This window comes from Caballeronia mineralivorans PML1(12) (genome assembly GCF_001028175.1).
Classification (GTDB): Bacteria; Pseudomonadota; Gammaproteobacteria; order Burkholderiales; family Burkholderiaceae; genus Caballeronia; species Caballeronia mineralivorans.
The window spans coordinates 32,957-56,195 of record NZ_AEJF01000134.1 but is presented as its reverse complement, the minus strand read 5'-3'; the positions used below and the strand labels follow the sequence as shown (position 1 = coordinate 56,195).

At 61.0% G+C, this 23,239-nt stretch carries 24 protein-coding genes and 1 pseudogene; 7 read left to right on the top strand and 18 right to left on the bottom strand.

All coding sequences use genetic code 11. From position 1 onward, the window contains the following. Positions 1 to 32: 32 nt before the first annotated feature. From EOS_RS21780 to EOS_RS48780, 9 genes and pseudogenes are all read right to left on the bottom strand, one after another. A complete protein-coding gene (locus EOS_RS21780; protein ID WP_053064004.1) occupies positions 33 to 665 on the bottom strand; it encodes a twin-arginine translocation signal domain-containing protein in 633 nt (210 codons plus the stop codon). 41 nt (positions 666 to 706) lie between these two features. Then, complete coding sequence (locus EOS_RS21775; protein WP_047848771.1) at positions 707 to 1,102, bottom strand: VOC family protein; 396 nt, start codon at positions 1,100 to 1,102, stop codon at positions 707 to 709. Positions 1,103 to 1,392: 290 nt separating this feature from the next. Next, the gene (locus EOS_RS21770) at positions 1,393 to 2,217 is read right to left on the bottom strand and encodes a putative hydro-lyase (protein WP_047848786.1); all 825 of its coding nucleotides are present in this window, start codon (positions 2,215 to 2,217) and stop codon (positions 1,393 to 1,395) included. Positions 2,218 to 2,268: 51 nt separating this feature from the next. Further along, a complete protein-coding gene (locus EOS_RS21765) occupies positions 2,269 to 3,591 on the bottom strand; it encodes an MFS transporter (protein WP_053064005.1) in 1,323 nt (440 codons plus the stop codon). Positions 3,592 to 3,667: 76 nt separating this feature from the next. Further along, positions 3,668 to 4,618, bottom strand: a complete 951-nt coding sequence (locus tag EOS_RS21760) for a 5-oxoprolinase subunit C family protein (protein ID WP_047848770.1) — start codon at positions 4,616 to 4,618, stop codon at positions 3,668 to 3,670. Beyond that, complete coding sequence (pxpB, locus tag EOS_RS21755; protein ID WP_047848769.1) at positions 4,615 to 5,388, bottom strand: 5-oxoprolinase subunit PxpB; 774 nt, start codon at positions 5,386 to 5,388, stop codon at positions 4,615 to 4,617. The genes EOS_RS21760 and pxpB overlap by 4 nt, the downstream gene beginning before the upstream one ends. Positions 5,389 to 5,477: 89 nt before the next feature. Next, positions 5,478 to 5,564: pseudogene (locus tag EOS_RS46370) on the bottom strand (VOC family protein); the annotation flags it as partial. 604 nt (positions 5,565 to 6,168) lie between these two features. Continuing rightward, a complete protein-coding gene (locus EOS_RS21750; RefSeq protein ID WP_235442909.1) occupies positions 6,169 to 7,029 on the bottom strand; it encodes a DMT family transporter in 861 nt (286 codons plus the stop codon). Positions 7,030 to 7,298: 269 nt separating this feature from the next. Next, complete coding sequence (locus EOS_RS48780) at positions 7,299 to 8,012, bottom strand: SH3 domain-containing protein (protein WP_075645383.1); 714 nt, start codon at positions 8,010 to 8,012, stop codon at positions 7,299 to 7,301. Positions 8,013 to 8,350: 338 nt separating this feature from the next. On the opposite strand from EOS_RS48780, the gene EOS_RS21740 reads away from it, so the two are divergent. From EOS_RS21740 to EOS_RS21730, 3 genes are all read left to right on the top strand, one after another. Then, positions 8,351 to 8,881 carry a GNAT family N-acetyltransferase gene (locus tag EOS_RS21740; RefSeq protein WP_047848766.1) on the top strand — a complete coding sequence of 177 codons (531 nt, stop codon included), beginning with the start codon at positions 8,351 to 8,353 and terminating at the stop codon, positions 8,879 to 8,881. 30 nt (positions 8,882 to 8,911) lie between these two features. Next, entirely contained in the window at positions 8,912 to 9,241 is a 330-nt protein-coding gene (locus EOS_RS21735; RefSeq protein WP_047848765.1) for a TfoX/Sxy family protein, read from the top strand. A 124-nt stretch (positions 9,242 to 9,365) separates the two neighbouring features. Continuing rightward, complete coding sequence (locus tag EOS_RS21730; RefSeq protein ID WP_047848764.1) at positions 9,366 to 10,088, top strand: GntR family transcriptional regulator; 723 nt, start codon at positions 9,366 to 9,368, stop codon at positions 10,086 to 10,088. A gap of 19 nt (positions 10,089 to 10,107) precedes the next feature. Here EOS_RS21730 and EOS_RS48990 read toward each other — a convergent pair whose 3' ends face one another. The 4 genes from EOS_RS48990 to pdxR form a co-directional block, all read right to left on the bottom strand. After that, positions 10,108 to 11,679 (bottom strand): methyl-accepting chemotaxis protein, encoded by a 1,572-nt coding sequence (locus EOS_RS48990; RefSeq protein WP_075645382.1) that lies wholly within the window; start codon positions 11,677 to 11,679, stop codon positions 10,108 to 10,110. A 105-nt stretch (positions 11,680 to 11,784) separates the two neighbouring features. Beyond that, positions 11,785 to 12,618 carry an amidohydrolase family protein gene (locus tag EOS_RS21720; protein WP_047848763.1) on the bottom strand — a complete coding sequence of 278 codons (834 nt, stop codon included), beginning with the start codon at positions 12,616 to 12,618 and terminating at the stop codon, positions 11,785 to 11,787. A 6-nt stretch (positions 12,619 to 12,624) separates the two neighbouring features. After that, positions 12,625 to 13,872 carry an MFS transporter gene (locus tag EOS_RS21715; protein ID WP_047848762.1) on the bottom strand — a complete coding sequence of 416 codons (1,248 nt, stop codon included), beginning with the start codon at positions 13,870 to 13,872 and terminating at the stop codon, positions 12,625 to 12,627. 146 nt (positions 13,873 to 14,018) lie between these two features. Then, the gene (gene pdxR, locus EOS_RS21710; protein WP_047848761.1) at positions 14,019 to 15,518 is read right to left on the bottom strand and encodes a MocR-like pyridoxine biosynthesis transcription factor PdxR; all 1,500 of its coding nucleotides are present in this window, start codon (positions 15,516 to 15,518) and stop codon (positions 14,019 to 14,021) included. Between the two features lie 105 nt (positions 15,519 to 15,623). Here pdxR and EOS_RS21705 point away from each other — a divergent pair, with 105 nt between their 5' ends. Both EOS_RS21705 and EOS_RS21700 read left to right on the top strand, forming a co-directional pair. Continuing rightward, positions 15,624 to 15,872 (top strand): hypothetical protein, encoded by a 249-nt coding sequence (locus tag EOS_RS21705; protein ID WP_047848760.1) that lies wholly within the window; start codon positions 15,624 to 15,626, stop codon positions 15,870 to 15,872. A gap of 51 nt (positions 15,873 to 15,923) precedes the next feature. Next, positions 15,924 to 16,385 (top strand): GNAT family N-acetyltransferase, encoded by a 462-nt coding sequence (locus tag EOS_RS21700; RefSeq protein ID WP_047848759.1) that lies wholly within the window; start codon positions 15,924 to 15,926, stop codon positions 16,383 to 16,385. 21 nt (positions 16,386 to 16,406) lie between these two features. On the opposite strand, the gene EOS_RS21695 is transcribed toward EOS_RS21700, so the two are convergent. Together EOS_RS21695 and EOS_RS21690 are read right to left on the bottom strand one after the other, a co-directional pair. Further along, positions 16,407 to 16,916, bottom strand: coding sequence for a DinB family protein (locus EOS_RS21695; RefSeq protein WP_053064002.1), 510 nt, complete (start codon positions 16,914 to 16,916; stop codon positions 16,407 to 16,409). Positions 16,917 to 16,970: 54 nt separating this feature from the next. Continuing rightward, positions 16,971 to 17,978, bottom strand: a complete 1,008-nt coding sequence (locus EOS_RS21690) for a zinc-dependent alcohol dehydrogenase family protein (protein WP_047848757.1) — start codon at positions 17,976 to 17,978, stop codon at positions 16,971 to 16,973. 93 nt (positions 17,979 to 18,071) lie between these two features. Here EOS_RS21690 and EOS_RS21685 point away from each other — a divergent pair, with 93 nt between their 5' ends. Further along, a complete protein-coding gene (locus tag EOS_RS21685; protein ID WP_047848756.1) occupies positions 18,072 to 18,986 on the top strand; it encodes a LysR family transcriptional regulator in 915 nt (304 codons plus the stop codon). 26 nt (positions 18,987 to 19,012) lie between these two features. Here EOS_RS21685 and EOS_RS21680 read toward each other — a convergent pair whose 3' ends face one another. Next, positions 19,013 to 19,297: a hypothetical protein gene (locus EOS_RS21680; protein ID WP_047848755.1), complete on the bottom strand. Its 285-nt coding sequence runs from the start codon at positions 19,295 to 19,297 to the stop codon at positions 19,013 to 19,015. Between the two features lie 350 nt (positions 19,298 to 19,647). Between EOS_RS21680 and EOS_RS21675 the strand changes: the two genes are divergently transcribed. Then, positions 19,648 to 20,712 (top strand): AraC family transcriptional regulator, encoded by a 1,065-nt coding sequence (locus EOS_RS21675; RefSeq protein WP_047848754.1) that lies wholly within the window; start codon positions 19,648 to 19,650, stop codon positions 20,710 to 20,712. 21 nt (positions 20,713 to 20,733) lie between these two features. Here EOS_RS21675 and EOS_RS21670 read toward each other — a convergent pair whose 3' ends face one another. Together EOS_RS21670 and EOS_RS21665 are read right to left on the bottom strand one after the other, a co-directional pair. After that, entirely contained in the window at positions 20,734 to 22,008 is a 1,275-nt protein-coding gene (locus EOS_RS21670; protein ID WP_047848753.1) for an MFS transporter, read from the bottom strand. A gap of 127 nt (positions 22,009 to 22,135) precedes the next feature. Further along, entirely contained in the window at positions 22,136 to 23,230 is a 1,095-nt protein-coding gene (locus EOS_RS21665) for an adenosine deaminase family protein (RefSeq protein ID WP_047848752.1), read from the bottom strand. Between the last annotated feature and the right edge of the window lie 9 nt (positions 23,231 to 23,239).

Here is a 23,239-nt window from a genome sequence, read left to right as displayed (position 1 = left end):
TCCTCGGCAGGTATCAGGTGTGCGCCCGGATCTCAGGCAACCGGCGGACTTGCGTCGGCGGGCGGATTGGGCAACCAGTTCAGGTCGTTGAAGCCGCGGTAAACGTAGCCGCCCTTGCTGAACGCTTCACCTTCGTATCCGAAATGGGCAAACGCCATATCGTTGTTGTACAGCGAGGTGATGCACTGGCCACGCACCAGTTGGACGAACGGATCGGCCTGGTTCGCTTGGACAATTGAAGTGCGCTGCGCGTCCGAGAGGCTTGCGGTGTCATTCCATTTGCCGGACGCCGCGTCGTTCAGTTTCGCCACGCCGGTCTTGATGACATCGGCGGTCTTCGGGTCGGTGGCTTTTGCATCCACATCTTTCACCGCGAGCGCGTAGACCGCATCCGGCAGCGTCTTGTGCGGGTAGAGCGTGCGCGCGAGCACCATGATGGCGTCAGCCTGGTTTTGATCGATATGGCTCAGTTCCACCGCCCAGGCTCGGCTCGGCGCAAGCAGGGCGATCGGGGTGCCGGCTACCAGCAAACCGGACAGCACCACGGAACCTTTGAGGAAGTGCCTGCGGCTTACGCGCGCAGACGACACAGCGGGGATCGCATCGCCCGTCGATCCGGTGAAGGTCTCGGCGGCGACTATGGCAATGGGGATTGCCTTTGGCATGATTTGTCTCCTTTTATATTTTGTACTGCAGCAACCTCAGTTCATACGTAGTGACCCTCCCTGGATAACACCTCGATCTTGTAACCGTCGGGATCGGTGATGAAGAAAAAGCGCGCGGCGATAGCGCCGTTATGCGTTAGCGATTTCAGGTCGCCCGGTTGCAGGCCCAGGCTCAGCAGACGGTCACGGAATGCTTCGATATCGTCGACGGCAAACGCTACGTGACCGTAGCCGGTGCCGTGGGTGTATGGCGTGGTTGTGCCTTTGTTCAAAGTGAGTTCGATCTCGGCGCCACTCTCGGGATCGCGGAGATAAACGAGCGTGAAGGTATCGAAGTCAAGGCGATGCGACTCGCGCATACCGAAGGCGTTTTGATAGAACGCAATAGAGCGATCCAGCGATTCAACGCGGATCATGAGGTGAAGGAATTTGGACATGCGCGGACTCGTGTCGTAGCGTCACTTCAGTATGCAACGTTGACACAAAAGCGGGTAATAGCGGGTTGTTACGAGGGTTTGGTTTGGTCGGGTTAAACACCTAGAGGGAGGGTTTTCGCTCGCGCCGGTGGACGGGTTTTGGGGTTCTGGCGCTCGTTGGGCTGGGTCGATGCCGGGTTGTTGCTGCTCGGGCCTTTGCGCGGTCTGTCCTAGCTGTTTTCTTTACCATTATCAGCCACTGTGCGGGGCGCCCTTCGTTTCTTTCAAAGGATGTGAGCTACCGTCCAACACTATCGAATGAGTGTTAGATCCTCCGTCCTTACATCGCAAATCAGCATGTAACCCGGGGCGTGAGTGATGCATATCGGCGGCCGTGCTTCCATCGCCGCTGCCTGGGGCGTCACTCCGCAGCCCCAGAAAACAGGAATCTCTCCGGCGCGGACCTCGGTCGGTTCGCCCTCATCGGGTAAGTCCACATTCGCAATCCCGATCAACGCAGGGTCACCCATATGGACGGGCGCACCGTGCGCGCCCGGTAACTTCCGGCAAACCTCATACGCGATCGCCGCCTCAGCCGGCGTGTACGGCCGCATCGATACGACCATCGGCCCGCGAAAAGCGCCAGCGGATTGCGTCTGAATGGAGGTGCGGTACATTGGAACGACCTTACCTTCGTCCACGTGCCGCACCCGCAAACCTGCAGATTCCAGCGCGTGCTCGAATGACAGCGAACAGCCAAGCACGAAACCAACGAAGTCCTCCTGCCAGATCGCGGAGATATCCGTCAGTTCCTCCACGAGTATGCCGTCGCGCCAGACCCGGTAGCGCGGAATATCGGTGCGCAGGTCGACGTCGTCGCCCAACATCGGAACAAGGCTGCTCCCGAGGTCGGTCATTCCGATGAGCGGGCAAGGTGTGGGATTGGCATGGCAGTACGCGATGAAATCGTCAGCCCACGATTGCGGCAGAACCACGAGGTTGCCCTGTGCGAAGCCGGGAGCCATACCGCTCGTATTGCCGTTGAAGCCGGCACGAATAAGGGCTCTCGCACCGCGAGGCGTGGAAGCCAAGCCGGCCAGGACGCTGCCCGGCGATGCGCCAATTGCCTGGTTCATGACAGGTCCTTCAAGCAGGATTGCGTTGAGATTCGTGTTGCGCGATGGCATTTACAGCAAGGAGGAGTCTGCGGTCTCACGCGTCCTGGAAAGCGTCAACAAACCGATTGCCGCCGCGCCAACCAGCAGGAACGCTGGACTCAACAGGTTGCCGGTCTTGCCGATCAGCGCAGTCGCAATGTAAGGCGTCACGCCGCCGCCGAGCATGGCGCCGAAATTGAAGCTGAAGGCCATCCCGGTGTGGCGCACCCGCGTCGGGAATTGCTCGGCATAAGTAGGATAACCAACCGATTGAACAACAGGCATCGGCAGGGCGACGATAAACATTGCAAGGAAGGCAAGAGCGAGATTCTGATGGTTCATGAGCATCATCATCGGGAACACCAGCACGATGTATCCGACAAAGCCGATCGCCAGCACGCGACGACGCCCGATACGGTCCGAAAGTCCTCCCCACAGGGGCATCAGAACAGCCATCGACATGCTGACGATCGACATGATCCAGTAGACGCTTGTCTTGTCGTACTTCAGGTACGTGGTCATGTAGATGGTCATGAAGACGAAACCTACCCAATACCCGGCGTTCTGCCCGAACGAAATCAGGAAGACCTTGAGCATGGCGGCACGATGGTGCGCGAACACTTCATTGAGCGGCGCCTTCAGCGGCTCGCTGTGTTCGAGCGTCTTCTTGAACGCGACCGACTCCTCCACGCGTTTGCGCACATAAGCCGATATCAGCACGAGCGGAACCGCCGCAAGGAAAGGAATCCGCCAGCCCCAGTCATGCAACTGCGACGAACTGATGGCAGCCGTAGTCAACCCGCACACTGCCGCAGCAAGCGCGCCACCGAGAGCCACACCGACGGGCGTGAATGCGCCGTAGAATCCGCGCCGTCCGTGAGGCGCCGACTCCGCGACGTAAGCGGCAGCACCGGTCACTTCCGCTCCTGAGAAAAATCCCTGCACGAGACGCACGACCAGCAGCGCCGCCGGAGCGAACACACCCGCGCTCGCTGCGGTCGGCAGCAGGCCAATGACGGCGGTCGCGACACCCATGCCGATAACGGTCACCAGCAGGATTGCGCGGCGCCCGAGCTTGTCGCCAAGGCGCCCCAGCACGATTCCGCCAACTGGGCGCATGAGGAATGCACTGCCGAAGATCGCCAGGATCGAAAGCAGTGCCGCAGTCGGATTGTCCGACGGAAAGAACAGCGGCCCGATTACCGCGGCCATGTATCCGTACACGCCGAATTCGTAGTACTCGATCGCGGTTCCGACGGCGGCGGCAGTCGCGGCCTTGCGAGCGACGTGTTTGGCCGGAAGGGACGCAGGCGGAATGTCTTCGTTAAAGGCGGCTGTTGGGGCGTGGGACATTGTGCGTTCCGTTGTGGGGGTGAAAGATAGACTCGTCCCGCCGGGATCGCGGTCGAAGTCGCGATTCAAATCGCGATTACGCATGACACAGTTGCTCCAACTGCGCGAAGCTGCCTTCCTGCGATAGAAGAAGGCGCTGCGCCTCGGCCAGGTCGACCAGCGCGAAGCGGACGCTGTCTCCGGGTATCTGCTGAGCGAGACGTGGCAAGTCGACGGCGCACACGTGCGCGATCTTCGGATAGCCTCCGGTCGTCTGGCGGTCCGCCATCAGGATGATCGGCTGGCCATCGGCGGGCACCTGGATCGCGCCGAAAGCCACCGCCTCGGACACCATTTCCCGGGGAGCCACGAGGCCTAGTTCCGGGCCTTGCAGGCGATAACCCATGCGGTCGGATTGCGCAGTGATCCTGTACGTTTGATGTTCGAGCGCCCGCTGTGCATCCGCCGTGAAATATCGCCATTCGCGCCCTCGTGTGATCCTGATCGGCGCGTTATTCGATGACAGTACGTCGTCGGCAAAGACCGTTTCCGAAAAGAGTGAGCGGCTATGCCATGGCGTGCTTTCCCGCGTGACCAGCTTGTCGCCTTTCTTCAGGGGGCGACCGGCGTGGCCGCCGTAACCGCCGCGGGCGAACGTACTCGTGCTGCCCATGACCGGTTCGATGGCGAAGCCGCCGCGCACGGCAAGGTAGGTGCGTAGCCCCGTTCGGCGATCGCCAAACGAGATCTCGCCGCCTGCGGGCACATTCAAGGCGCAATGGCTAAAGAGCGGCTGTCCGTCGAGTTGGCAGTCGAGATTGCCGCCGCTGAACGCGATCGTTGCCGTGTCGTGAAACCTGAGCGTCGGCCCCATCAGCGTAATTTCGAGCGTCGGCGTGGCGGGCGGGTTGCCGACCAGTGCATTGGCCAGCCGATGCGCCCGTTCATCCATCACGCCGTTGACCGGAATGCCGAGATGCTGATATCCCACGCGGCCGAGGTCCTGAAACGTGCTCAACGCACCCGGCTTGATGACCTCGATACTCATCGAGCTGCCCTCGCATGCCGATCCGTCGATTGACATGCCTGGAATTGCTTCGGCGTGATCGGCACGAAGCGGATCCGGTCGCCGGCATTCACAAGACAGGGTGTATCGCGCGATGCATCGAACATCAGACTGGGGGTCCGGCCGATCAGATTCCAGCCGCCCGGCATGGTCATCGGATAGATGACGCTTTGCCGGTTTGCGAGACCCACGGAGCCAGGCGCGACCGCCACGCGAGGTGTTGCGCGCCGGGGCGGCGACAGGCGTTCGTCGAACATGCCGATGTACGGATGTCCGGGGGCAAAGCCGAGCAGCATCACATCCAGCAGCGACTCGCTGTGCAACGCGATGACTTCATCGCTGGAGAGACCGCACGAACGAGCGACGTTTTCAAGATCCGGTCCGTGCTCCCCGCCATAGCACACGGGGATCTCCACGATGCGCGCCGACTTGGGCTGCGCTGCAGTTGCGCGTTCCAGCAGGCCGGTCACTACTTTCACCAGCGCGTCGTAAGGCGCCTCTGCCGGATGTGACAGCGGAACCCGCGACGGCGCATAGTGAATGCCGACAGTCGTCATGGCAGGCGTGATATCGATCACACAGGCAAGCTGCGCGGCCGCCACGCACGCTGCAAAGTTCCGCGCAAGCTGGTTCTGCACGATGCGGTCGGTTCCCGCCACCTCGATAATCAGAAGGCTCTCGCCCGATGGGAAGATCGACCATGCGTACTCAGGAATAGCCTCAGCTTCTGGCAGGTAGGACGCGCTTTTCATGGGGCAGATCCGGCTTCAGGGGGAATGCAATGCAATGAGCGGCGTCATGACGGTGCCGTCATTTACGAAGTGAACACGCAGCGCAACGCTTACTTTGCGAACAGCAATTCGATATGTGCGAATGCCTTGATCTCGAACGCGTTACCTGACGGGTCGAGGAAGACCATCGTGGCCTGTTAACGCAAGATGGAAAGGAGAGGTGACTGCAGTCGTGCCGCTCATGATCAAACCGATATAAGTTGAATGATTTAGCCCGCGACAGGATCGCAACCGGATCTTCCCGCCATGTTGGTGCGCCTGGAGAACACGCCATGAGGAGCAGTCTAGGGATGACAAAAATAGCGTAAAAACGATATATTTTTACCCTCAGCATCAATAATTTCGATCAATCAACCCATGATGCGAGAGCTCAAATCCCTGGCCACCTCCGTTTTCGCAACACTGAATTGACGCTGTGGTTGGCTTGCTTAAACCCCGGGGGCAAAGCTGCCAGGGTGCGCGCTGGCTGACGCACACGTAACCACGACGCGGCCCAGTTTGCAGAGGGTTGGTTCTGTCGCGCACGGTACTAGGGGGTAATCGCTCCGAAGCCGGTCTGCTTCAGAATTGCTATAGCAAGGTGGGAGAGACAGGCTGGGCTGGGCGGGGCTGAAGGATCTCATTCCTCGCGAACCATTGCCGCTTTGGAAAACCGGTCAAAGCAACTTTGACCGTCTCAGTGCGTTGAGGCTTGTTATAGGCGCAACGGCGACACTTTTAATTCGGTTTACGGCTTTATCGTCACGTTTTTCGCAGTTTCGCATTCGACGTCGACCATGTTGCCAGCGCTACACCAGCAACAGCAAAGGCCATCGCGCCCCACGCGAGCGGTGGCATGACTTCCTTCAACAGCAGCGAAGAGAGCACGGCGGCAACCGGCGGAATGAAGAAAAATAACGACGCGATCTTCGATGCCTGGCCCGCCCGAACCAGCGCAAGAAGCAAAGTAATCGCAATCAGCGAGTTGCCGATCACGAGGTAACCCAGCGCAAACATAAACGTCCCGGTCCACTCCACATGAGCGTCTTCCAGAAGAAGCGCCAGAGGCGCGCAAAAGACCAAGCCGATCGAGTACTGGATCAGATTCGCCGTCACCGGATGCTGTCCTACACCAAACCGCTTCTCATAGAGCAAGGCAGCCGTCATTCCAATCAACGCACCAATCGCGAGAAAAAGACCAGATGCCGAATTCACCGACAAGCTCGACCTGGCAATAATCACTCCCGTCGCACCTATCAACCCGAGCGCCAAACCCAGCCATTGCCGCCCGCCTACCCGCTCACCAACAAGTCGTGGAGCAAGCGCCGCAACCAGCACGGGCTGCAAGGACACGATGACTGCCACCACGCCCGCTGAAGCCCCCGCTTTGAAGGCGAGGTAACTCATGCCGAAGTAGATAACCTGCACGAGGAACCCGACCACGCTCGCATGCGCCCAGGCAATGGGATCTTTAGGCAGAGCAGGTTTGGTGATGATGAAAAGCGGGATCAGCAAACAGACGGTGCATCCGTAGCGCAGCGCCAGCAAGGTCAGCGGCGGCGCGTATCCAACCGCTAGTTTCGCGATCGGGAAACCGCCCGACCAGAGCAGGACGAAAACCATCTTGGCAGCGAAAGTCTTTTGGCTAGCATGTTGCGTCGACGCATTGGCTGGCAGCATTGTTCCTGGCTCGAGTGCTCTCCGATCCCTCTTTGCAGCAGGTATCGATCCTTTAAGCGCCCGTAAAAGCGGGCGCTCGTCGAGAGGGTTGGTTCTTGCAGGTCGTTGCGGTGACACCGACGTCGCGAAAGCTTTGAGATTTCTGCAATCGCTCGCGCTTTGTCGCCGACGTCGGATATCCGGATTTCCTCTTGTTCGACGCGATGTCGCGCTTAATTGTGAGGCGGCTGATTGCCACCACCTCCGCCTTGTCCTCCTTCACCGCCTCGTCCGCCACCGCCACCACCGCCACCACCGTGACCGCCTTCGCCTCCGCGACCACCGCCTTGTTCACCACCCCCGCCGCCGTGACTGGGCTGTGGGTTCGAAGGATGTCCGCCGCCCCCTTGTTGCCCCGGAGGGCGGCCCCCGGCCATGCCTTGACCTTGTTGTTGCCCCGGAGGACGTCCGCCTTCTCCATGCCCAGGCTGTGGCCCCTGCGGTGGACGTCCGCCTTCGCCCGGCTCACGCCGTGGCGGCGGATGACTTTCCCAGCGCGATCGGTCGTTATACCAAGGGCGGCCACGGTAATACCTGTCCCAATACGAGCCGATGGAAAACGTCACGATAGGTAAGCCGATCACCATCCCGTAAGTGAGGATCGGCACATTGTTGCCCTGATACGGATAGCTGAGATTTGCCCCGTAGACCCAGCCGCGCAAGTTGGGCACAACGACGTCGCACCACGAATAGTCGCTGACGCAACCCATCACGGTGACGGGCACGCCGCCGGGCAACTGAGCCACGGCCGGATAATCTCCCGCGGGCCCGGCGAACATATAGACCGGGCTATTGGTGTACGCCTGCTGCTGCGCGAACGCCGCGCCAGGCAGCGCCAACAGACCCGCAATCCCGGCGCATCCCCATTGAATCAACTGTTTTCGCATATGGCCTCTCATCGTGCGAGTGCAACTTCCGATGCTTATCGGCAACCGTCCCCGTAACAGCGGTTTCCGATCCGATAATCCGATTATCGGACGATTTAAGCAGGTGTGGAGTTCACTTTTTGACGAGTCTATGCGCGTGACGCGCGGCAGAACAGAAAATCTACTGCGTCGGCTCAGCGCAAGGCTTTAAACATCGGCGACACGGCGATCCGCAGAGCCCGCTGTCGCGACGGCCAACACAGGTAAGGCCGCCGCTGCTGGAAGTTAGCCGCTTTGTAGAATGGCCGCCGATCTGCCAAAGTTAGTCTGTAGCGCAACCCAAATCAGAAGGACTTTCCATGCTTGTTGGAATACGGGAGGCAACGGTCGAAGACGCGGAGGCCATCGCCAAGATCCACGTGAACTCCTGGCAAGCGGCTTATCAGGGAATCTTGCCCGACGGTTACCTGGCGAAGCTGACTGTCGAGGCGCGCAGCGAGGCATGGCGTCAATCCATCATGTCTGGAAGACCCCGGGTCCTGGTCGCCGACGCTAACACCGATACCGATGAAACGATTCTCGGCTGGATCGCATTCGGGCGCAGCCGGGACGGGGACAAGGATTACCACTGGGCCGAAGTAGAGACGCTCTACATTGCCCCGGCGTTCTGGCGAAAGGGCGTGGGCAAGCGATTGATCGACGCTGCGCGACATGTATTGAAGTCCGCCGGATATACGGACGTCGCGCTTTGGGTCTTGCTGGACAACCGTCGCGCGCGGGCCTTTTATAAGCGAGCCGGCTTTGTCTGCGATAACTCCAGCAGAGGTGTCCAGCTCGGCGGCAAGTGGCTGACCGAGCTTCGATACTGCTGCTCTCTCAGCAGCGCCTGAATAGTGGAATCAACCAAACAGGAAAACACCGTGGCACGCGACAAAGGTCTCGAAGAACTATTAACCGACGAGCTGAGGGAGGAGCCGGGAATCACGGAAAAGGCGATGTTCGGCGGCTGGGTTTGGCTGGTGAACGGCAACCTTCTGTGCGGCGCCCGGGAAGACGGAATGCTGGCGCGGCTCGGCAAGGACAAGGATGCCTGGGCTCTTCAAATACCCGGCATCGTCCCTATGATTTCACAAGGCCGTCGAATGCAAGGCTGGGTGTGGGCTGCCCCGGAAGTCTATGGCAAAGACGCGTTACGCCGGAAGCTGATGGACGCCGCTCTCGAATTCGCCCGGTCGCTGCCGGCGAAATAGATCGAAGCGCTGCCTGAGATCGGCTGAGAGCGCGACACGCCATGTCACGTCGCCAACAATTTGACGCAACAAAATACGAGGGAAGTCATACAATCCTGTGCATGTATTACACCGAAAATCACGCATGCAATCCGACAGCCGACTTCCCCGTTATCAACGCCTTCGCGACGAGCTCGCGTCGAGGATAGCGGAGCGTCGCTGGCAACCCGGCGACGCCATTCCCACAGAACAGGAACTTGCGCAGAGCTTCGATCTCGCGGTTGGAACCGTGCGCAAGGCGATCGACCTGCTTGTCGCCGAAGGCCTGCTCGAACGTTATCAAGGGCGCGGCACGTTCGTCCGCCGTGCGAGTTTTGACGGTTCGCTGTTCCGCTTTTTCCGCTTCCAAAGCAAGTCGGGCGAGCGACGGATTCCGAAGAGCCAGATTCTGAAACGCAGCGTGGTGGAGGCGCCGGCCACTGTCGCTGCGACGCTGCAGATCGCGCCCGGTGCCCATGTGATCCAGATGGTGCGGCTACGCCTGATCGAAGACGCACCTGTTTTGACCGAGGACATCTGGCTGCCGCTCGACCGTTTCGCGGCGTTCGCCGATTTGCCGCTCGAGTCCATCGGCGATCTGCTTTATCCCGTGTACGAAGCGAAATGTAATCAGGTCGTCGCGTCGGCCACGGAAACGTTGACGGTCGAAGCGGCAAGCCCGAAACACGCGAAGCTGCTGGGAATCGAGAAGGGAACGCCGATCGTGGTGATCGAGCGGCTCGCCTACGGATACGACCGCCATCCGCTCGAATGGCGTCGCTCGCGCGGCCCGGCGAGCCAGTTCCTGTATCAGTCCGAGATACGCTGAGCCGCTCGCCCGAGCGTATTCAGAACGTCCGCGCTTCCGGGCCCACGCTGAAAATCGCGAGCGCGTCTTTCAACGACTTCGCCTGATCCTCAAGCGATTGCGCGGCGGCTGCGGCCTCTTCCACCAGTGCGGCGTTCTGCTGCGTGACTGCGTCCATCTGGGTGACGGCGGTGGCGACCTGGCTGATGCCGCGGCTCTGTTCGCCCGATGCCGCCGAGATCTCGCTCATGATGTCGGTCACGCGCTTCACGGCTTGCGTGATCTGCGTCATTGTCGTGCCTGCTTCTCCGACGAGTCCCGAGCCCGCATTCACCCGCTCCACCGATGTATCGATCAGGTCCTTGATCTCTTTCGCCGCACTCGACGACCGTTGCGCGAGGCTACGCACTTCGCCTGCCACGACCGCGAACCCGCGGCCTTCCTCGCCCGCGCGAGCGGCTTCCACGGCTGCGTTAAGCGCCAGGATGTTGGTCTGAAACGCGATTCCCTCAATGATCGTGATGATGTCCGCGATCTTCGCCGAGCTCTTCGAAATATCGGCCATGGTCGATATCACGTTGTCGACCACCGTGCTCCCGTGGCTCGCAATCGCCGATGCGTTCGCGGCGAGCGCGGTGGCCTGGGTGGCGTTGTCGGCGTTGCGTTCGACGGTGCCGCTGATCTGCTCCATGCTCGCCGCGGTCTCCTGCAGCGAGGCCGCCTGCTGCTCGGTACGCGATGACAGGTCGGTGTTACCCGATGCAATCTCGCCGGCCGCGACAGTAATCGATTCCGCTGAATGGAGAATGTGCCGCACCGTGGTCGCGAGTTCGGTCTGCATGCGGCGCAACGCGCCTTGCAACTGGCCGATTTCGTTGTCGCTCGCAACGACGATCGGCGTACGCAGGTCGCCGCCAGCAATGCGCTCGAAGTCGGCGGCCATCGCCGTGATCGGCTCGACGACCAGACGCGTCAACGCAACCCGCACCGTGACACCAATCACCAGCGCCAGCAGCGCGCATGCGGCCAGCACTGTGTTCACGATGTCGGCGGTTGTCTCTGCGGCTTCGAAACGCTGCTGGGCACGCGTCGATACATAGCCGAGCAACGGCTGCGAAAGCTGGTCGAACTGGTTGTAGAGTGGGCTGCTGAACTGCATCTGGATACGCTTATACGCGTCGAAGTCTTTCGCTTCGAGCGCGTCGAACTCCGGCATGATGCCTTTTTGCATCATCGCGGCGTGCTTGGCGGCGGCGTCGGTAATGAGCGCCTGTGCGTCGCCCGATACCGGCAACGCGGCAAACACATCCCACTGCTTTTGCGATTCGTTGCAGTACTCGTGGGCCGCGGCCAGTTGTTTCGCGGCGGCGTCGGCCTTGTTATCGGCTGTCAGCGATTCATAGCGGTTCTTCGCCGAGCGGCAACGCAACAGCAACTCGGAACTGCGGGTCAACGCCGTGCTCCCCGCCAGATCGTGCTCGTACATACCACTGAGCGCGTGGTTTGCCTGGCCTAGCGAAACAAATGCACACGTTCCGACAACGAGTACCAGCAAGACGAACACGCTTGTCGCAAGGGTCAAGCCTGTCTTGATTGAAAGGTTTCTAAGCACTGTCCGTTGGCCTCAATGATATGAACATATATATGACTATGTTTAACGGACCGGGGACAGAAGACTTGAGGGTTTTTTTCCTGTTATCGACTTAGCTATTTGTTATTAGCGAAAGTGGAACAGCTCCGCAGGCGTGTCGATCAACACGGCCTGCCGATGTGACGCATCGGTGACAAGGCGGTGCAGGTCGTTTATCGCGCGTTGGGGATCGCAGACTTGCTCGAACTGGGTGTGCGGCCAGTCCGTGCCCCAGAGCAACCGGTCGACGCCGAAAGCGGGCAGCAGTGCGGCCCAGGCGCTCGCGGCTGTCGCGAAGGTCGCTTCCGCATCCCCCGGTTTTGCGCTTACCCGATACGCCGCCGAACCCTTCACCCACACGCGCCGCGTTTGGCCGAGCGAGACCAGGTGCGCGAAACCCGGGTCGCCCATGCCAAGCGCCGGATCGAAGCGGCCGAAATGATCGATCACGATCCGCACGCCGCTCGCCAGCAGGGCGGGCGTCACTTGGTCCAGTCGCCCCGCGTCGATCTGCATTTCGAGGTGCCAGTCGAGCGCGGCCATTCGCGATAGCAGGGCGGTCCAGTGGTTATCGGCGAAATCGGGCAGTTGGGCGCCGATCAGGTTTGCGCGAATTCCCACGACACCCCGTGCATGCCAATCGTCGATATATCCGAGGGCATTCTCCGGATCGGCCATCACGACGCCGCGCAACTGCTGCGGATAGGCGTCGAGACACGCGAGCAGATAACTGTTGTCGAAGCCGAGGAAGCTGGGCTGGATCAGCACGCCGTGGGACATCCCGATGCTCGCGAGCATCGCCCGGTAGCGATCCGGCGTGGCGTCGTAGGCCGGCGCGTAACGCCGGCCGGCTGTGAGCGGCAGGTCTCGCGTGAAGACGTGGGCATGCGTGTCGATGCCGGTAATTAGGCTATCGGTCATGGTTGGCTATACCGCAACGTCTTCAGTGAGCGTGCGCCCGCGCGTTTCCGGCAGCATCATCACGCTGACGGCGACGATCGCATAAGCGAACGCCGCGTCCACGCCGATTGCAAAGCCGAGCGAATACTTCGCGGCCAGATGTCCCACCATCACCGGGAATCCGGCGGACACCACCCGGCCGAAGTTGTAGCAAAAACCCACGCCCGTGCCACGCGTGCCGCGTGGATAGAGTTCGTTGAACAGTGCGCCCATGCTGGCCGGAATGCCGGCGGCGAAGAAGCCGAGGGGGAAGCCGAGCGCCAGCATCGCGTGATTGGAGAGCGGCACGAACAAGTACACGATCACCGTCGCCACGCAGCATACGGAGAAAAACAGGATGGTCTGGCGGCGCCCGATCCGGTCCAGCAACTGGGACGCGGCGAGACAGCCGAAGAAGAACGCCGCGATGATCACCGCGAGATAACCGCCGGTGCTCAGCACCGAAAGATGGCGCTCGGTTTTCAGGTAGGTCGGCAGCCAGGTGGTCAGGGCCGAATACCCGCCATGAGCGCCCACGCCGAGCAGGCCGCCGATCAGCGTCATGCGCAATACATCCGGCGCGAAGATCGACAGCAGGGGCGTGCGCTCCTTTGTGCCCTTCGCTACCGCCGCTTTGCTCGCGGGCGCAACCGGCTCCTTCACATTACGCCGGATGTAGATGATCAGGAGCGCAGGCAAGATGCCGATGGCAAACATCACGCGCCAGCCCATATCGGGGGACATGAACGAAAACACGGCCGCATAGAGCAGCACGGCCGCGCCCCAGCCCACGGCCCACGCGCTTTGCACGGCGCCCATCGCCTTGCCGCGATGCTCGTTGCGGATCGTCTCCGCCATCAGCACCGCGCCCGCTGCCCATTCGCCGCCGAAGCCAAACCCCTGCAGCGCCTTCAGCACGATGAACTGCGGATAGTTTTGCGCGAACGCCGACAGCAACGTGAACACGGAGAAAAAAATCACGGTGACCTGCAGCGTCTTCACGCGGCCGTACCGGTCTGCCGCCGCACCGCAGATCCATCCGCCAAGCGCCGACGCCACCAGCGTGACACCGCTCACGAGGCCCGCCTGGGTCTTGCTGATGCCCCATTCGGCGATGATCGCGGGAATGACAAGACTGAACATCTGGACATCGAGGGCGTCGAGCGCCCAGCCGCCGAAACACGCCCAGAACGTGTATCGCTCACCTTGAGAAACCTGCCGGTACCAGGAAAACATCGAGTCTCCGTGCGTCTTTGTCGTGCTTTGGATGAATGAGGCGAACCGAGATTGACCCATAGTCAACCATTCGATGAAACATATATATGTTTATATGAATAGAGAATCCGTGGCATAGGTGTTTACCCGTTATCGGCAGGTGACACTCAGACTTTAGCGCTTGTCTTTGGCGGCTTGGCCGTTGGTTTCAACATGGACCGTACGATCTGGGCAAGCTTGCCGACGGCTTCGTCGGCGTGTGCTGCGGCCACGCCTGCATAACCCAGCAGAAGGCCGTTGTAGCGAGCGGCTCTTCCCCGGGCCAGACAGAATGTGCTGACCGGTGCGACCCATAACCCGGCGGATCGAGCGGCATGGCACACGTCCACGTCGACGAGCGGCACGTTCAGCCGTACCGTCAGATGCATGCCACCGGCGTCGCCTGAAATGGTCACGGCCTCGCCGAAGTGGCGCTGGAGGGCACTGATCAATGCAACGCGCCTCTGCGCATACAGCATCCTCATGCGTCGCAGGTGGCGGGTGTATGCGCCGCTTCGCATGAAATCGGCGAGTGCCAGTTGATCGGCGACGCGGCCTTGGCGAGAGATCTCGCCAAGCGTGTGGGCAAACTCGCTAGACAGAGCGGCCGGCACGACCATGAAGCCGATCCGCAGCGCCGGGAACATGGTTTTACTGAAGGTGCCGAGATAGACGACGGGCGTATCCGCCGCCAGTCCCTGCATGGCGGCGAACGGAGAACCGGTGTGACGGAATTCGCTGTCGTAATCGTCTTCAATGATCCATGCGCCGTGCTCCCGTGCGCGCTCGATCATGTCCATCCGCCGTTCGATGCTGAGCACGCTGCCGAGCGGATACTGATGCGAGGGTGTGACGTAGATAAGTCTGGGCGGTGAGGTCACCCAATCCATCGGCGATGGCGCGATGCCGTCAGCATCGACAGGTATGGGTAAAAGCGTGAGGTCAGCGCCCTGAAACGCGGCGCGCGCACCGATGTATCCGGGTTCTTCGATCCAGACCCGGTCGCCGGCATCGGCCAGCATTCGCGCGCATAGATCGAGGCTGGTCTGCGTGCCGTCCGTGATGAACACTTGCTCAACGTCACATCGCACGCCCCGCGATACCTTCAGATAGTCGACCAGCGCGTGCCGAAGGTCGGGCAGGCCCGCGCTGCTTGCGTAACCGAGATCCGCCGCGTCCAGATTGCGCCACGCGCGGGCGATGGCTGCCCGCCATGGCCGCATCGGAAACTCGTCGAGGGCGGGCAGGCCGGGACGAAACGAAATGGGGGTCTCGCGGGTGAGCGGCTCACGCCTCAATCCGTCGACGCGGCGCGACAACTTCGCCGCAGCCGTTTTGTGCCCGGTCGACTTCAGCAGCGATGCCGCACCGACCCGCGCGACGACCGAGCCTTGGCGGCTGACGTCGAGAAAGCCTTCCTCCGCGAGTTGCTCGTAGGCGAACATCGCCGAGTTCCGGGCGATACCCAGTTCTTTCGCTAACGCGCGCGTTGCCGGTAAGCGCGTAGTTGCCGGGAGCAGACCTTCCAGGATGGCATCGCGCAACGCTTCATACAGCATTCGCTGCTGCGTTATTTTTCTGCCGTCTAGCCGGGCAGTGAATGAAGAAAACAGCAGCGCAAGGTCCATGCGGGAGTCCGGCCGTGGCTCTAGTTCGAATGAGTTTATTGGGTCTATGAATGGTGCCAACACCATTTTATTCTTATAACCGACCTGACGAGCCGGAGAAGCACGATGCGAACGACTACACGACAACTTGAAACGCGTGCTTTCGCATGGAATCTGGTTCGGCTGCTGCTTGCCGCAGTGCTCGTCGCGGCGCTCGCGTTCGCTCACCCTATTCGTCGCATAGCTGACGCGTCGAAGAGAAATGTCGAGTTATGCGTGGCAAGCCGCACCGCCGCAGCGCGAGAAAAGCAAACGCGAGCTCTTCAGCCGGCGGAGCGCTACACGGTGCTCGGCGACTGCGCTGCTTCTACATGACGCACCATTCCAATCGCGGCCACCGGGCCGCTAATCACTCAAGCACTCGATATGACCGAAGCCATCCACGTACGCCCTGTTGTGTTATCCGATTTTCCCGCGTGGAAGCCTCTCTGGGATGGCTACAACGCCTTTTATGGCCGCCACGGCGACACGGCGTTACCACTTGAAATCACCAAGATGACGTGGTCGCGGTTCTTCGACGCCTACGAGCCCATGCATGCATTGGTCGCAGAAAGCGCGGGAGAGTTGATCGGCCTTACGCACTTTCTTTTTCATCGAAGCACGATCCAATTGGGACCGAGTTGTTATCTGCAGGACCTGTTTACAGCGGAATCTGCCAGAGGAAAAGGGGTCGGTCGCAGGCTGATCAACGAGGTCTATCGATGCGCGCAGACGTCAGGCGTGGAACGCGTGTATTGGCACACGCGAGAGACGAACACCACGGCGATGCAACTGTACGACAAGGTCGCCGAGAAGCAAGGGTCCGTGGTCTATCGCAAGCTGCTCTAAGCGACACAGTGCGCTTCGTGTTCAAGCAAGCCCTTTGTCCGCGAGGCGTTGGTAGAACAGCAGATCGAGTTCAGGCGCACGCCCGGCCAGGCCGGTCAGCAACGCATGCACCTGACCGCGGTGATGCGTCTGGTGATTGAACCAGTGCGCGAGCGGTTGCGTGATTGCTTCGGGCGTCGATACACGCCGGTACGTAATCGAGCCTTCCAGCGCGGCCTCTTCAAGCCCGGTTACGTAGCGCACGATCCGTGCGTCCTCCACCTCGCGCGCGCGATGCAGCGACTCGAGTTGCTCGAAGAGGATTGCATCGAGCCGGTCAGGCGCATCGCCCTCGCCGGTGAAGCGAAACATCCACACCCGGTCGGTTACCAGCAAGTGATTGAGCGTGCCATGTACCGATCGGAAAAACGCACCGCGATCGGCTCGATAGTCGGTGTCGCTCAAGAGGGCGGCAGCATCGAAGAGTCGTGCATTTGCCCACGCGTTGTAGCGCGCGAATGTGTCGAAGTGCTGTTTGAGTAACCCGTCCATATCGTCTCCTTCTGGCGCCGCGGCGCTCATATTGGACGGATTTTAATATCAAAATCAAGCGTCGAGATCGATGGCGACCTTCCCGAAATGCGCTGCACTTTCAAGGAACCGGTAAGCATCCACGGCTCGCTCGAAGCCGTAGGTCCGATCGATCACTGGCTTGATGCCGGCCATGGCGATTGCACGCACCGCATCGGCAAGATTCGCTGTCGATCCCGTGTTGTTGCCCACAATATTCAGTGTCTTGAGGTTGATGGGCAAGACCGGAATGGTGAGCTCCATCCCGCCGACAAAACCCACCACAAAGATCGTCCCGGCCGCAGCCGCCGCGTTAAGCGAGCGCGCGAATGTCTGCCCGCCCACCGTCTCGACAATCAGGTCTGCGCCCAAACCGTCGGTCGCGGCGAGGACCGCTTCGTCCCAGGCTGGCGTCGATTGATAGTTGATCGTCACATCCGCACCGAGTGAGCGCGCGCGCTCGAGTTTTTCATCCGATGCCGACGAGATAATCACCCGAGCCCCTGCCGCCTTGGCGAACTGCAGCGCGAACAGGCTGACCCCGCCCGTACCCAGCAACATGACCGTCGATCCCGGGCGCACCCGTCCGGTGACGATAGCGTTCCAGGCGGTCGTTGCGGCTATCGGCAGCGTGGCGGCTTCTACAAACGAAAGCTGATCGGGGATCCGGACCAGCGACGTGGCGGGAACGACAGCATAGTCGGCGAGCGAACCCGGCATGGTCACGCCACGCAGGCGCTTGACGCCCACGGCCGTCAAGGTCCCGGCCGGCCAGTCGATCATCAGACCGGGCACGACCCGGTCGCCGGCCGCCCAGCCCTGCACTCCGCTACCGGTCTCCACGATCTCGCCCGCGCCATCCGTGCCGGGGATAAACGGCATGATCGCGTTACCGAATCGTCCCGACGCGACCATCAAGTCGAGGTAATTCAGGCTCGCCGCGTGCAGACGGATCAATACTTCATCGGGCTTGGGACGGGGTGTAGGGGCATCGACACGCTTCAGGGCATCGATCGAAGCGGCGGTCAGGTGGAAGGCACGCATGGCAATCTCCAGGAGGCAATGGAGAAAATCGTAACAACGTCCCGACGCTATAATTCATCGTGAAAACAAAACACTACTGCGTGTGGTGCATCAATGGATAGCGTAGAAGCAGACCAGACGGCGGCTTTTCTCGCCGTTGTCGAATTCGGGAGTTTTTCAGCGGCCGGCCGCAAACTCGGTCGTGATGGATCGGTCGTGTCGCGACGGGTTGCGGCACTCGAAGCGCGCCTCGGCATTCGCCTGCTCGAACGTTCGACGCGCCGCATGGCGCCGACCGAAGCCGGTGTCCGTTTCCGCGACCGGATGCGCGACGCCATGGAGATGGTGCGCGCAGCCGAAGACGAGGCGCGCGCGATGGCCGCTTCGCCGACGGGTCTGCTGCGGCTTACGCTACCCGTTACGTTCGGGCGTATGTGGATTGCGTCGCGGTTGCCCGAGTTCCTAGCACGGTATCCGGCGGTTCGCGTCGAGGCGCTTTATACCGATAGATACACCGACCTGATTGCCGAAGGATTCGATGCTGGTATCCGGCTAGACGAGATGAAAGACAGCCGGCTGATCGGCCGCCGCCTCGCGATGACGCGCCGGCTTCTATGCGCCGCGCCCTCGTATCTTGATCGGCGGCCCGCGTTGAGAGAGCCGGATGATCTGCTGCGTCACGACTGCGTCGGCTTCACGCGGCTGGTTACCTATCCGGTCTGGCATTTGAATCGCGATGGCAAAACCCGGACGGTGAGGATCACAGGACGGCTGGAAACGGACGATGCGGAAGCCGGCGTCCAGGCAGCACTAGCCGGCGTGGGCATCCTCATGGCGGCCGACTGGCAGGTGGCGCGGGAACTGGCCGACGGCCGGCTCGTGCCGGTGCTGACGGACTGGGCGGTTAGCGGAGAGTCGGGGGTCAGCGTGGTGCGGCCATCCATTCAACATGAGCCGGCCAAGACCCGCGCGTTTGTGGAGTGGATAGTTGGGGTCTTCGCCAATCGTCCGTGGCAGGAAGCAATCTAGCCGCCCCTCGACCGCCGCCTCGCAGCTCACGCTGCCGTTTTTTTCAGCGCATTTGGCCGCGCCCGCTTAGAGAGGTCTTTTAACAGTCGCTGCACGCGGTGTTGTTGCACGGCCACCAGGTTGTTCTCCTTTACCAACGCGCGAATCCGGCTCTCCCAGTACTCCTGGCCCATGCCGTGAACCGGTCCGACGGGGTTGGCACGCGCGACGGAACGGACCATGCGTTCAATATGGTCAAGCTGGCGATCGGCTAGACTTGCGGGCAGCAAGTTGCCGGGGCTAGGCGACGGTGCTTTCTTTAAAGCGCTCATTTGCTGATATCTCGTCTTGCTTCGCTGAGCTTCTCAGGAAGGATGCTGCGATCAGTTCGTCCGGACATCGCCGATCAATCCGCTCGCTCAGCCCATACGCATTCCGATGAACAAGGGCCGCGGTACCGTTACTCCGGTCTTTCTGAAGAGTGAGCCTGCGATTCCAGCGTGCAATGCCGTAAACCAAGCATCGCCATTCGTGATCGGGAATGGACAGCGATGTTATTAATCTGAAGATATCGCACTGTTTTTGGCAGGCTTTACCCTATGTCTCAGTTCTCGAAATAAATTGAACTCTGTGTCCCCGCCGGATTGTCTGGCTGTTTTTGGGGCGCTATCAGGTAACGAAAATGTCTTCACACTCCCGTCCGGACGGGTCCGTTCAGGCTGCGACGCCAGATGTCGGCATCGTCCGCAGCAGTTTCAGCACGCACGGCACGGCAGTGGACCGGCAACTTCTGGCCTGGCGTGACCGTGTGGGGCATATCGTGGATGTTCCGCCTTCGAACGAGCACATCGCCGGCGGCTTCAGCGGCCGTATCGACCGGTACGCGGTCGGCGACTTCGTCTTCACTGACACCGTCACCGACGCGATGCAGCTCGAACGCTCGGTCGCGAGAGTGTCCACCGACGCACGGCGCGACTATGTTTTCCACGTCTTCGCGGAGGGCGAGGTCGGCACGGTAACGGGCATGCAGAAGAAACGCAGCGCCGCGAATTCCGTGCGGGGAATTATCGCTTTCGACCTGGATCAGCCGTTTCACGTCGAGCGGCCTGCGTGCCATGTATTAACGCTTTTCGTGCCGAAAGAGATGGTTGCGGCGGCGTTCCCGGATGTCGATTCGATTCATGGCCGCGTGGTCGAGCTGGGTGCGCCATTGACCCAGCTCGTCATGAATCACGCCACCGCACTGAGCCGTAATCTGCTGCGAATGAGCGCGGCGCTGGCAGCGCAGGAACTGGATGCCGGCGCGCAACTGCTGCTCGCCGCTTTTCACAAGCAGGCACGACTGACAGGCGATGCCCGTGCGGCCGTGCAGGTCGCGGTGATGAGCCAGGTGCGGCGGTTTATTGAAGCGAACCTCAACCAGCCGGACCTTTCGCCCTCGAGCGTGGTGCACGCGCTGCAACTGAAGCGCGCCACGATTTATCGCTGGTTCGAGCATGAGGGCGGACTGGGGGCTTATATCCGCAATCGCCGTTTGCGCGAGGCGGCCGACGAGCTGGTCCGCTTCCCGCACCTGCAGGTCATCGATATTGCCTATGGCCTGGGTTTCAACAGTGCGTCGGATTTCACCCGCGCGTTTCGCCGCGCTTACGGCATGAGCCCGCAAGATGCGCGCGCCCGCGCGTTCGAGCTGCAGCGGGCGAGCAGGCTGGACATGCTGTCGTCGCACGCGCCCGGCGGTAAATGATTCGATGACTTGCTGACGCGATCAGTCGAGCATCGTCTCGGGAAAGCGCTGCAAGGCAAATAGCGTGATGACGATGGCGGCGATCAGGTACCACGCGGGCATCATCGGATTGCCCGTCGCGGCGATCAGCCACGTAACGATGAGCGGCGAGAAACCCCCGAAGATCGTCACGCCGAAGCTGTACATGATGGACAGCGCGGCGGCGCGTTGATGCTGCGGAAAGGCCTCCAGCATCAGCACCGTGCTGGCGCCGGCATTGCTCAGCGCCACGGCGACATACGCGAGGATGATCAGCAGCGCGGTGACATCGCCTACGCCTGACCTTAGGCCGAGAAAGGCCGGATAAGTCATCACGAGACAGATCACGAGGGTCAGGTACTGGATCGGCTTGCGGCTCCGTTGTCGATCGGCGATGCGAGCCAGCAGCGGATTGACCACCAGGATCACAAGGCCGGACAGACTGGCGGTCATCAGGCTGATGGCTGCGGGCCGATGCAGCGTTCGCACCAGATAGCTCGGCATGTAGAACACGGTGATGTAGATGCCCACCGAGGGCGCGGCCATCATCAACGTTCCGAAGAGCAGCGGGCGGGTGTGTTGAGCGAATAGGCTGGCGAGCCGCGGGCGCTCGGGCGCATCCACGACAACCGAGGGCATGCGCTGGCGAAGATACCAGCCGACGGGGCCAATCAGGCCGCCGAGCACGAATGGAATCCGCCATCCCCATTCCTGCATGTCGGCGGGAGAAAGCAAGGCGGTTGTGATTGCGCCGACCAGTGCCGCGGCGAACGCGGCGGCGCCCTGGCTCGCACCACGCCAGCTGGTGAGATAACAGCGCCGGTTGCGCGCGACCGATTCCATCAGCACCGCTGACGCCGGGCCGATCTCCCCTCCTGCCGCGAGCCCCTGCATGAGCCGCGCGACGACCATGAGCACGGTTGCTGCCGGGCCGATGGACGCAACGGTGGGCAGGCATGCGATCAGCCATGTGCCGAGTGTCATGAGCGCGAGCGAGCAGGCCATGCCGGCCCTGCGTCCCCGGCTGTCGGCGATCTGCCCGATGATCATTGCGCCGAGCGGGCGCATGACGAAGCCTGCGCCGAAGGTCGCCAGCGACAGCAACAGCGAAGACAGCGGGTTGTGCGACGGAAAGAAAAGTTTGCCGATGATGACGGCGGAGAAGCTGTAGACCGTGAAGTCATACGCGACAAACGCGTTACCGATGATGGTCGCCAGGACAATGCGGGCGGGTTTTGCTTTTGGGGCGTGGGTCAGGTGGTCTGCTGCGGGGTACATGGGCGGTCGTTGGCGGCTGTGCCCATGTGCATGGGTCGCTTTTTTCTGGTCGGCGAATGATAAGGCAATGCGAATACTCGCGCTTGAGTGCGAACCCAAAACCCGTCCACCGGCGCGAGCAAACCCCCTACGGTAACTTCGCGGCTAGCGCATCGAACTCCCCAAGCCACTGGACTCTCCAGGCGTCCCGCGTCGTGCCATCGATCCATGCCGCGTCAATCCCGTTCAGCATAAAACCGCGCAAATCGCTGATGCCGAACCCAAAATGGCTGAACATCAGTTCCCACGCTTCGCTCGGATTCACCTTGTGCAGCGCCGGGTCGTCGGTATTCGGATGGATCTTCAAACCAAGCCCTGGCATCCGGCGGATCGGATGCAACTCCGCCCATTTCTCCGGCGGCAGCGTGCGCAAATAATAAGAGTTGGTCGGCACGACCGTGAACACCAAACCTGACGCCGCATACTTGGCAGCCAGCGCAGGATTGTCGATGATCGTATAACCATGATCGACACGATCCACCTTCAGCAACTCGACCGCAGTTTCCACGTTGCGCCAGGGCATGCCGAACTCGCCGGCATGTGCGGTGGTCTTGAAACCCGCCTCGCGAGCATTGCGATATGCCTTCCAGAACAACTCCGGCGGCCGGTCGTTCTCACGATAATCCACGCCAATGCCCACGACTTCATCGGCGCGATGCGCTTTCATCCACTCGACCAGGGTCACCGCTTCGTCCGGATCGGCCTCACGATCGATACTCGGAATCAGACGCGCGGACATTCCGAAGTCCCGCGAGGCATCGCGAATAGCCGCGACAATGCCCGCCTGCGCATCGCCGTATTCAATCTTCGATACGCGTACCGTGCCAGTCGGATTCCAGAAAAATTCAGCATGGCGCACGTTATGCGCAGCGGCGTCCTCCAGATATTCGTAGGTGATGCGGCGCAGGTCGTCTGCATCGGTGAGCAGGTATTCATCGAGCGCGCGCAGCACGCGCAACACGCCCACCGGCTTCTCGCCGCGCGTATAAAACGCATCGATCTCAGCCCGTTCGATCGGCGCGCGGCTTTTTTCAGCCAGCGCAATAAACGTCTGGTGCCGAACCGCACCCAGCAGATGGCAATGCAGTTCGACCTTCGGGATTGCCTTGAAGAATGCCCGGTGCGCGGGCGTGATCGTTACGCCGGTGCGTGAAGCAGGCACGTTGCCAAATGTCTCGTTCATATTTTTCAG